This window comes from Arthrobacter sp. 05T442 (genome assembly GCF_056395945.1).
The window spans coordinates 167220-177413 of sequence record NZ_JBFTKM010000006.1; the positions used below are offsets into that span (position 1 = coordinate 167220).

Annotated in this window: 10 protein-coding genes and 1 pseudogene; 8 read left to right on the forward strand and 3 right to left on the reverse strand. The window is 67.2% G+C overall.

Annotation, left to right across the window (positions count from 1 at the left end; all coding sequences use genetic code 11):
* The first annotated feature begins 201 nt into the window (after nucleotides 1–201).
* From AC1DES_RS08765 to AC1DES_RS08790, 6 genes are all read left to right on the forward strand, one after another.
* On the forward strand, nucleotides 202–1539 hold the full coding sequence (locus AC1DES_RS08765; protein ID WP_476895304.1) for a hemolysin family protein: 1338 nt from the start codon (nucleotides 202–204) through the stop codon (nucleotides 1537–1539).
* On the forward strand, nucleotides 1536–2600 hold the full coding sequence (locus tag AC1DES_RS08770; RefSeq protein ID WP_476895305.1) for a hemolysin family protein: 1065 nt from the start codon (nucleotides 1536–1538) through the stop codon (nucleotides 2598–2600). The genes AC1DES_RS08765 and AC1DES_RS08770 overlap by 4 nt, the downstream gene beginning before the upstream one ends.
* Before the next feature lie 144 nt (nucleotides 2601–2744).
* Nucleotides 2745–3707: a metal ABC transporter solute-binding protein, Zn/Mn family gene (locus AC1DES_RS08775; protein WP_476895306.1), complete on the forward strand. Its 963-nt coding sequence runs from the start codon at nucleotides 2745–2747 to the stop codon at nucleotides 3705–3707.
* 113 nt (nucleotides 3708–3820) lie between these two features.
* Nucleotides 3821–4624 (forward strand): metal ABC transporter ATP-binding protein, encoded by an 804-nt coding sequence (locus AC1DES_RS08780; protein ID WP_476895307.1) that lies wholly within the window; start codon nucleotides 3821–3823, stop codon nucleotides 4622–4624.
* 1 nt (nucleotide 4625) lies between these two features.
* The gene (locus AC1DES_RS08785) at nucleotides 4626–5516 is read left to right on the forward strand and encodes a metal ABC transporter permease (protein ID WP_476895308.1); all 891 of its coding nucleotides are present in this window, start codon (nucleotides 4626–4628) and stop codon (nucleotides 5514–5516) included.
* A gap of 173 nt (nucleotides 5517–5689) precedes the next feature.
* Nucleotides 5690–6607: a hypothetical protein gene (locus AC1DES_RS08790; RefSeq protein ID WP_476895309.1), complete on the forward strand. Its 918-nt coding sequence runs from the start codon at nucleotides 5690–5692 to the stop codon at nucleotides 6605–6607.
* A gap of 25 nt (nucleotides 6608–6632) precedes the next feature.
* Here the strand turns inward: AC1DES_RS08790 and AC1DES_RS08795 are convergent, their stop codons facing one another.
* Nucleotides 6633–7094, reverse strand: a complete 462-nt coding sequence (locus AC1DES_RS08795) for a Fur family transcriptional regulator (RefSeq protein ID WP_476895326.1) — start codon at nucleotides 7092–7094, stop codon at nucleotides 6633–6635.
* A gap of 105 nt (nucleotides 7095–7199) precedes the next feature.
* On the opposite strand from AC1DES_RS08795, the gene AC1DES_RS08800 reads away from it, so the two are divergent.
* Complete coding sequence (locus tag AC1DES_RS08800) at nucleotides 7200–7856, forward strand: MBL fold metallo-hydrolase (protein WP_476895310.1); 657 nt, start codon at nucleotides 7200–7202, stop codon at nucleotides 7854–7856.
* A gap of 4 nt (nucleotides 7857–7860) precedes the next feature.
* On the opposite strand, the gene AC1DES_RS08805 is transcribed toward AC1DES_RS08800, so the two are convergent.
* The gene (locus tag AC1DES_RS08805) at nucleotides 7861–8961 is read right to left on the reverse strand and encodes a PLP-dependent cysteine synthase family protein (protein ID WP_476895311.1); all 1101 of its coding nucleotides are present in this window, start codon (nucleotides 8959–8961) and stop codon (nucleotides 7861–7863) included.
* A 47-nt stretch (nucleotides 8962–9008) separates the two neighbouring features.
* Between AC1DES_RS08805 and AC1DES_RS08810 the strand changes: the two genes are divergently transcribed.
* Nucleotides 9009–9881 (forward strand): sulfurtransferase, encoded by an 873-nt coding sequence (locus tag AC1DES_RS08810; RefSeq protein WP_476895312.1) that lies wholly within the window; start codon nucleotides 9009–9011, stop codon nucleotides 9879–9881.
* On the opposite strand, the pseudogene AC1DES_RS08815 reads toward AC1DES_RS08810, so the two are convergent.
* Nucleotides 9855–10194 (reverse strand): annotated as a pseudogene (locus AC1DES_RS08815) (HNH endonuclease); the annotation flags it as partial. The gene AC1DES_RS08810 and the pseudogene AC1DES_RS08815 overlap by 27 nt on opposite strands.

Sequence of the window (10194 nt, forward strand, 5' to 3'; positions counted from 1 at the left end):
CCCACCCGCAGAGCCGGCAAACCCCGAACACGTGCCCATCATTCTCCGGCAGGGCACCACGCCGGAGTCTTCCAGGAAACAGGGTCGGCCTCCGCTGACCATCCTCCGCCGGGGCGAAAGCTCCAGCGATCACGCTGCCGGAGCACACTGCTCCAGCACTCCAGCCTGCACCAGTGCCCTGCGCCGGAAGCAGGCCGCTAAATGGAGTGGATCCTCCTTGCGGCAGGCCTCCTGCTCATCCTCGGCACAGGCTTCTTCGTAGCCGTCGAATTTTCCCTGGTCGCCCTGGACCAGTCCACTGTCCAGCGCGCAGTGGACAGCGGCGATACCGCCGCCGCACCCTTGCTCAGGTGCCTCAAGTCCCTCTCCACCCAGCTTTCCAGCTGCCAGCTCGGCATCACCATGACCACCCTCCTGACCGGTTACGTCATGGAACCTTCCGTCGGCCAGCTGCTCGAAGGCCCCCTGACCGCCGTCGGGGTTCCCGTGGCTGCCGCCGTCTCCGTCTCACTGGTCATCGCGATGATCATCGCGACGCTGCTGTCCATGCTGATCGGCGAGCTGGTGCCCAAGAACATGGCAATCGCGCTGTCCTTTCCGATCGGCAAGGCCCTTGCCCGGCCGCAGCTGGTCTTCACCGCCGTCTTCAAGCCGGCCATCGTGGTCCTCAACGGGTTCTCCAACAAGGTCCTCAACATCTTTGGCCTCGAGGCCAAGGAGGAGATCTCCGGCGCCCGGACCCCCGCCGAGCTGGCCTCACTGGTGCGCCGGTCCGCGGCGATGGGCACCCTCGACGCCGGGACCGCCAACTTTGTCGCGCGCACCCTAAAGTTCTCCGGGCGTACGGCAGCCGACGTCATGACCCCGCGGATCCGGGTCGAGACGATCGACGCCGACCAGCCGGTCTCGGACATCGTGGAGGCGGCCAAACGCACCGGCTACTCCCGATTTCCGGTGATCGGCGAATCCTCTGACGACATCCGCGGAGTGGTGCATATCAAGAAAGCGATCGCCGTCCCCTCGGACCGGCGTGCAAACCTCCAGGCCGGCGCCATCATGACCGATGTCCTGCGCGTGCCCGAAACCATCCACCTCGACGCCTTGCTCGCCGAGCTTCGCGAAGGCAACCTGCAGCTGGCCGTGGTCCTGGACGAATATGGCGGAACAGCCGGCATTGCCACTCTTGAGGACCTCGTCGAAGAAATCGTCGGGGAAGTCGCCGATGAACACGACAAGGTCCGGCCCGGGCTGCTCCAGAGCGCCTCGGGTGACTGGTACTTCCCTGGACTGCTCCGCCCCGATGAACTCTCCGAACAGATCCCGGGCCTTTCCGTGCCTGACGAAGCTGCCTACGAAACAGTGGGCGGGTATGTGATGAGCGAGCTCGGCCGCATCGCCACGGTGGGGGACACCGTCGACGTCGGCGGCGGGACGCTGAGCGTGACCCGGATGGACGGGCGCAGGATCGACCGGATCTGCTTCCGGCCCGTCCGGGTTCCCGGCGTTGACCACCCAGCCGGCCAGGCCGGTGCCGCATGAGCGACTGGGTAGGGATTCTCTGGCTTGCCGTCCTCCTGGTCGGCAACGCCTTCTTCGTGGCCGCAGAATTCGCGGTCATGTCCGCGCGCCGGAGCCAGATCGAACCGCTGGCCGAGGCCGGATCCGTGCGCGCACAGACGACGCTGCGCGCCATGGAAAACGTCTCGCTGATGCTTGCCTGCGCGCAGCTCGGCATCACGGTGTGCTCCCTCTTGATCCTGCAGGTTGCGGAACCCGCGATCCACCACCTCCTGGCGGTGCCGCTCGGGGCGGTAGGCGTTCCGACGGAAATTGCGGATATCGCGGCGTTCGCCGTGGCACTCCTGGCTGTCACGTTCCTGCACGTGACCTTTGGCGAGATGGTGCCGAAAAACATCTCCGTCTCGGTTGCGGACAAGGCGGCACTCTTGCTCGCTCCGCCGCTGATCTTCATTGCCCGGATGCTGAAGCCGGCCATCGTGGCCCTGAACTGGTCCGCGAACCACATCCTCCGGCTCCTGCGGATCGAGCCGAAGGATGAGGTCACGTCCTCGTTCACACTCGAGGAGGTGCAGTCGATTGTGCAGGAATCCACGCGGCACGGGCTGGTGGATGACGACGCCGGGCTGATCACCGGTGCCCTGGAGTTCTCCGAACACACCGCGTCCCACGTGATGGTTCCGCTGGACAAGCTCGTGATGCTCAAAGCGGCTACTACGCCCGCGGAATTCGAGAAGGCCGTGAGCCGGACCGGGTTCTCCCGCTTTCCGATGCTCGATGACGACGGCATGCTCTCGGGCTACCTCCACATCAAGGATGTGCTCTCGATCCCGGAGGCCGGCTACCACACGCCGATTGCGGAAAGCCACATCCGGTCCCTGGCGAACCTGGCCATGGACGACGAGATCGAGAAAGCCATGTCCGTCATGCAGCGGACCGGATCGCATCTGGCCCGCGTAATTGGCCCGGACGGACTGACCCAGGGCGTGCTGTTCCTCGAGGACGTGATCGAGCAGCTCGTCGGCGAGATCCGGGACGCGACGCAGGCCACGGGCTACCGGAGGCTCGGGCAGGATCAGTAGCCAGCGCCGGTAGCTTCGGCGCCGGGTAGCCCCGACCGGTAGCCTTGGCGCCGGGTATCCCTAAATAGGAATGATTCCTATTTAGGGATACACTCGAGCTGTTGCTAATGCTCCCGATTCTCAATAACAGATCCGAGGTCTCCCGTGCGCCGTCCCGCTGCCCGTGCCATGGCGGCCGCCCTTGCCGGCGCCGCCATGCTGCTCACAGCCTGCGGCGGCCCCACGCAGGGGAGTTCCCGGGGTACGCCCGGGGACGGCGTCGTCGACGTCGTGGCCTCCACCAGCGTCTATGGGGACATCGTCCGCAGCATCGGCGGGGACAAGGTTCATGTCAGCTCCATCATCACGCGCACGAGCCAGGATCCGCACTCCTACGAGGCCACCACCCAGGACAAGCTGGCCGTCTCCAAGGCCGAACTCGTGGTCGAGAACGGCGGCGGCTACGACGACTTCATCCGCAAGCTCGCCGATGACACCGGGCTCGACGGCAATAACGTCCTGAGCGCCGTGGCAGTCTCCGGGCTCGCTCCCCAGGGCGCTGCCGGGCCATCGGCCGCCTCCGATGCCGCCGGCCGCGGGAAGGCCGGCTTCAATGAGCATGTCTGGTACAGCCTGCCCGCCATGACGCGCCTGGCCGACGCCATCGCCGACAAGCTCGGCAGCCTGGAACCCTCCTCCGCGGCGATCTTCCGGACCAACGCGGCGGCGTTCAAGGACTCGCTCGGCGCCCTGTCGGCCAAGCTCTCGGCCATTAAGGCGTCAGCGGGCCACGCGGCGGTGGCCATCACCGAGCCCGTACCGTTGTACCTGCTCGAAACCGCCGGCCTGGAAAACAAAACTCCGGCCGGGTACACCACGGCGATCGAAGAAGATGCCGACGTCCCGCCCTCCGTCCTCAAGGCTGCCATAGATCTCGTCGGTTCAGGCGGAATCCGGTTCCTGGCCTACAACCCGCAGACCGAAGGCCCGCAGACCCTGGCGGTGAAGAAGGCCGCCCAGGCTGCGGGCGTTCCGGTGCTGAACTTCAGCGAAACCCTGCCCGAAGGCCAGTCATACCTGCAGTGGATGGGCGGCAACGTGGACAGCATCAGCAAGGCCCTGGCCTAGCGGCAACCAGGCCGCAAGCCGGTCCTCACCAGCCGGCCCGGGCCTAAGATAATCGCAACAGCGTGAGCAGTCGGCTCCGCAGGAAATCGAGGAAACCTCCTTTGACACCAGTAGTGAGCCTCCGTGGTGCCGCTCTCGCGTTCGGCAGGCGGACCCTTTGGGAGGGCCTGGACCTCGACATCAACCCGGGCGAATTCTTTGCTGTGCTCGGGCCCAACGGCAGCGGCAAGACCACCTTCCTCAAGGTCCTCCTCGGGCTGCAGGAGCTGAGCGCCGGCACGGCCGTGCTTGACGGCAGGCCGGTCGAACGGGGAAGCCGGGCCATCGGCTACATCCCGCAGCAGAAGTCCTTCGATCCCGATACGCCGCTGCGCGCCCGCGACCTCGTGGGCCTGGGCGTAGACGGCCACCGCTGGGGCATCCGGGTCGGTGCCGCGAAAGTGAACCGCAAAATCGATGAACTGCTGGAACTCGTGGGTGCAGAGGACTACGCCAAGGTACCGGTGGGCCAGTTGTCCGGCGGCGAGCAGCAGCGCCTGCGGGTGGCCCAGGCCCTAGCGACCGGCCCCAAGGTGTTGCTGTGCGACGAACCGCTGCTGTCCCTGGACCTGCAGCACCAGCAGGCCGTCAGCTCGCTGATTGACAAACAGTGCCACGAGGCCGACAGCGCGGTCGTCTTCGTCACGCATGAGATCAACCCGATCATGGATTACGTGGACCGGGTCCTGTACCTGGCCGGCGGCCGGTTCCGCGTGGGAACGCCCGCCGAGGTCATGACGACGGAGGTCCTCTCCGATCTGTACGGCAGCCATGTGGAAGTGGTCCAGGCGAACGGCCGCCTGATCGTGGTGGGGCTCCCGGACGCCACGACGCACCACCATGAGGACGCGCACGCGGTGGCGGGGGAGATGGGCTGACATGGATCTGGGTGCCGTGCTGAATTCAATCTTCAACTTCGAGAACTATGGCGAACTGCTGGTCCTCGTGCAGAACTCCATCTGGGCCGGAGCCGTGCTCGGCCTGCTGGGGGGCCTGATGGGAACCTTCGTGATGAAGCGGGACCTGGCCTTCGCCGTCCACGGCATCTCCGAGCTCTCGTTCGCCGGGGCGGCCTTCGCGCTGCTGATCGGTGCGGACATCATCGTGGGCTCTCTGGCGGGATCCGTGACCGCTGCCCTGGTGCTCGGCATGATGGGCGTGCGTGCACGGGACAAGAACTCGATCATCGGCGTCATCATGCCGTTCGGGCTGGGCCTGGGCATCCTCTTCCTCTCGCTCTACGAGGGCCGGGCGGCGAACAAGTTCGGCCTGCTCACGGGGCAGATCGTGTCTGTCGGAACCGTCCAGCTGCAGGTGCTGGCCGCCGTCGCCGTGCTCGTCATGCTGGCGCTCGTCGCCATCTGGCGGCCGCTCACCTTCGCCAGTGTGGACCCCGACGTCGCGACGGCCCGCGGCGTGCCGGTCCGGGCCCTCGCGATCGGCTTCATGGTGCTGCTCGGCGTGAGCGTGGCGCTGTCCATCCAGATCGTGGGCGCACTCCTGGTGCTGGCGCTGCTCATCACTCCGGCGGCGGCGGCCCTGAGGGTGACGTCCTCCCCGCGGCTGGTGGTGAGCCTGAGCGTGGTCTTCGCCATGACCGCGACGGTCGGCGGCATCCTGCTGGCCCTCGGCGGCCGGCTTCCGATCAGCCCCTATGTGACCACGCTGTCCTTCCTGATCTACGTGGTGTGCCGGGTGGTCGGCGGCATCCGGACGAAGCGGGGAATCAACGGGCGGGTCCTGCGGGTTTCCCCGGGGTCGGCTGCCTGAGGCGCGGCGCCCGGCGCCGGGTGCTGCTCCCGGCGGAATTCCGCCACCTTTGAAGCCCGCCGACGGCGTGACGGCACAACGCGCCGGTGTGCCGGGCGGTCGCCGGGCCAAAGGCGGGGAGAATCCGGCGCGCAATCCGTCATACAACGCCCGCGTCCACGTAGGGTGCAGCCATGGGCATCGGATTGAAGAGGGCGGAAGAGCGATTCCTGTGCGCCGCCGCACTGGTGCTCGTGCCGCTAGTGTCACTGGTGGCCTGCGTGACGGAGCCGCTTCCGCCGGACATGTCGGCCCGCGAGGCCTTCGCCCGCACTGTCCTGGCTGCGGCACTCTCCGGAACGGTGGAGGAGGTCGAAAAGCTGGTCCCGGAGGATCGCGTCAACGTCCGTCCCGAGGCACAACAATTGGTCGATTCCTTCCGGGGATGGGCGCCGGGTTCCTGGCAGATCGGCCTCAGCAACGACTTCCCGGAAGTGGCCAGCGTCGAGGCGTCACAAAAGGGCCAGGCAGCCACTGTCGACTACACGATCTCCTGGAGTAATGGGCGCTGGGGCCTGGTCATCGGAACCTCAAAAAATCGACCGACGGGAGGCGCCGGCCCGGGACCCGGCAACGGATCCGGCCTCAAGGCGCCGCTCGTGGAGCCGGCGACTGTTCCCGCGACGGATGCCGGGACGGGTGCCGGGACTGTCCCGCCGGGCTGCCACGATGCCGGATACGGCCAGAGCGGCACGGCCGGCCCGCTCGAGTGCGGCTCGTTTACCTCAACGTCAGCGAACGCCCCTGGCCAGAACCTGTACTGGCTGACCTCCACGCCGCTGCACATGAGCTTCAACCGTCTGGGCGGGTCACTGACCATGGTGGTGCAGATGCCGTGCGGAGTGCTGACTGTGCCCGTCACCATCGATTCGTTCGGGCTGACTCCCGATCCCGCTGCAATGGCGGAGTCGGCTGACGGATGTGCCGGCCCGGCGGCTGAATATCGGACCTGGACGACCGGCTACTTCAGGTCGCCGTCGATCTATACCCTGGACGCGCAGTCGCTGGTGCTCGCCAACGAGCTGGGCCGGATCAGGTTCCAACGGGACTAGGGCGGACCGGTCGGCACAACTCTGGCTAAGCGCCGCCCTGCAGGGCCGTGCACTCGCGGCAGAGCCCGAAGATCTCCACAGTGTGTTCCACGGCCGTGAAGCCGTGCTCTTTCGCGATCCGGGCTGCCCAGGCCTCGACGGCGGGCGCTTCCACTTCTACGGTCTTGCCGCAGTTGCGGCACAGCAGGTGGTGGTGGTGTCCGGTGACAGCGCAGCGCCGGTATACGGCTTCGCCGTCGGCGCTCCGCAGCACATCCACGAGCCCGTCGTCGGCGAGGGACTGAAGGATCCGGTAGGAGGTGGCGAGGGATACGGCGGTTCCGCGCTCCTGCAGGATCCGGTGCAGCTCCTGGGTGCTGACGAAGTCCGCCAGTTCGTCCAGGGCGGCGCTGACCGCGAGGCGCTGTTTCGTGACGCGCTGCTCTTTGCCGGCGGCGGGTGCCGTGGCCGGAGTCGGGCTGCTGCCGGCGGGGGCGCCCTGGGACATCGTGGAACTCGCTTCGCTGGTGGGTCTCGCCAAGGGGGTGGCAATGTCCAAGATTACCAGCCGGGCTTCGTGGACACTGCGGCGACGAATGCCTAGGCTGGCCGGATGAAGCTGACGAAATTCGCCCATGCCTGTGTCCGCCTCGAAAAGGGCGGCAGTGTCCTGGTGTTCGACCCGGGGACCTTCTCCGAGACCGACCAGGCGCTTGCCGGCGCAGATGCGGTGCTCATCACCCATGAGCATGGGGATCACGTGGACGTCGATGCCGTCGTCGCAGCACTGCTGGGCAACAGCTCGCTGCAACTTTTCGCACCCGAAGCAGTGGCGGGAACGCTGCGGGGAAAGGCGGGCGATGCTGCCGACCGGATCCATACCGTGGCCGCCGGCCAGGAATTTGAGGCTGCAGGGTTCTCAATCCGGAGTTTCGGCGGCCAGCACGCCTTGATCCACCCGCAGATTCCGGTGGTGGCCAACGTCGGCTACCTGGTGGATTCCAATGTCTACCACCCGGGCGACTCCTTTGCGATTCCCGACGGCATCGATGTCCGCACACTGCTGGTACCCATCCACGCCCCGTGGAACAAGGTGGGCGAAGTGGTGGATTTTGTGATCGGTGTCCGCGCCCCCAGGGCCTTCCCGATCCACGATGCGCTCCTCAACCAGGCCGGCCTTGGGCTTATCGAGGCCCACGTGACCCGGATCGGCGCCAGGTACGGAACGGAGTACCAGCACCTTTCCAGCGGCGATTCCGTCGAGGTGTAAGGAGCTAGTCCGGCCAGGCGCCGGTTGCGAAGAACCTGCGGAGGGTCGCCTCATGCGGTCCGGGATCCAGCCCCTGGGCACGCAGCCACTCCGGGTGGTAGTAGTTGCCTGCGTAGCGGTCGCCGCCGTCGCACATCAGTGAGACGACACTGCCGCGGCGGCCCTCGGCGATCATCCCTGCGATGAGTTGCCACACGCCCCACAGGTTGGTGCCGGTCGACGGTCCGGCGTGCAGCCCGGCGTGCTCCTGCAGGTGCCGCATCGCCGCTACCGATGCCGCGTCCGGGACTTGGATCATGTGGTCGATCACGGCCGGAACGAAGCTCGGCTCCATCCGCGGCCGGCCGATGCCCTCGATCCGGGAGGGCAGGCCCCGCGCGGCACCGGAGGCGGCAGCACCGGCGTCGCGGGCGTCCAGCCAGCCCGGGTAGAACGCGGAGTTCTCCGGATCCACCACGGCGAGGCGCGTGCCGTGGCGGTGGTACCGGAGGTAGCGGCCGATCGTGGCGCTGGTGCCTCCGGTGCCGGCGCCCACCACGATCCATTCGGGGACCGGATGCTCTTCAAATGCCAGCTGGCCGAAAATCGACTCGGCGATGTTGTTGTTGCCGCGCCAGTCGGTGGCCCGCTCGGCGTACGTGAACTGGTCCATGTAGTGGCCGTTGCTGCTCCTGGCCAGTTCGGCGGCAGCCTCGTAGACCTCCGAGGCGTGCTCCACCAGCAGGCAGGATCCGCCGAACTGTTCGATCAGGGCGATCTTCTCCCTGCTGGTGGTCCGCGTCATGACGGCGATGAACGGCAGCCCCAGCAGTTGCGCAAAGTAGGCCTCCGAGACAGCCGTGCTGCCGCTGGAGGCCTCCACGATGGTGGTGCCCTCCCGGATCCAGCCGTTGACCAGACCGAACAGGAACAGCGAACGTGCCAGCCGGTGCTTCAGGCTGCCGGTGCGGTGCGTGGACTCGTCCTTCAAGTACAGCTGCACCCCCCAATGGTCCGGGAGCGGCACGGAATAGAGGTGGGTGTCGGCGGACCGGTTGTTCTCGGCGTTGATCCTGCGGACGGCTTCGTCCGCCCAGGCCCGGTCCTGCTTGCGCGCGGTGTTCACCGCTTCAGCCTACCGGGACGGAGGGACCCCGAAGATAGAGTGGGCGCATGGACACCCTCATCGATGCAGCTGCCCTGAAGGACCAACTGGACGGCGCGCGCGAAGCTGGCCGGCGCACGGTTTTGCTGGACGTGCGGTGGGCGCTGGGTGACCCGCACGGTCACGACCACTATTTGCGCGGACACATCCCCGGAGCGGTCTTCGTCGATCTCGCCACTGAGCTCGCCGGCCCGGCCGATTCCGGCCGCGGACGCCATCCCCTTCCTCCGCCGCAGCAGTTCCAGCAGTCCGCGCGCAGCTGGGGCCTCCGGAGCGGGGACGTGGTGGTGGCCTACGACAACGGCGGCAATATGGCAGCCGCAAGGCTGTGGTGGATGCTGCGCAACGCCGGGTTCGCGGACGTGCTCCTGCTCGACGGCGGCCTGGCCGCCTGGCGTGCCGCCGGGTACGAACTCGCGGACGGGCCTGAGCAGCCGGCACCGGGGAATGTGACTCTCTCTGATGGTGCCATGCCCGTGATCGACGCCGGGCAGGCAGCGGCGTGGGGCCGCCACGGAGTGCTGCTCGACGCCCGGGCAGGGGAGCGGTACCGCGGCGAGATTGAACCCGTGGATCCCCGCGCCGGGCACATTCCCGGCGCGCTGAGCGCGCCCACCACCGGGAATCTGGCGCCGGATGGGCATTTCCTGCCGCCGGCGGAGCTTCGGGAGCGCTTCGGGCTGCTCGGTGTCCGGTCCGGCGTGCCCATCGCGGTGTACTGCGGTTCCGGCGTGACGGCAGCCCACGAAATCGCGGCGCTGGAGATCGCCGGCTTTTCCGCGGCACTGTACCCGGGTTCGTTTTCGGAATGGTCCAACAATCCTTCGAACGAGGTTGCAACAGGCGCCGCGCCGTCAGGCAGCGACCCCTCCCGGGACTAGGGGCCTCCTGGCGGCCGTCATTCCCGCCACGTGATGCCGCTTCCGTGCCTTCATGCGATGCCGCTGTTCTCGGCGGTTATGCCCGTCCATCGGTTCTGTTGCCCTTCCGCCGTGGCATGGCAGCCCTGGTGTTCCGGGCAGGGGTGGTGCGGTGGAGTGGTAGCTGTGGCCGGTGGGGGTTTGGATCTGGACGGTGTGTCTGGTGCTGCCGGTGGCACCCGGATTGGTTGCCGTTCTGTTGCTCCAGCCGGGGGTTTCCTTGGTGTGGTTGCAGGCTTCGCAGAGTCCTTGGCCGTTGGTGTGGGTGGTGGGG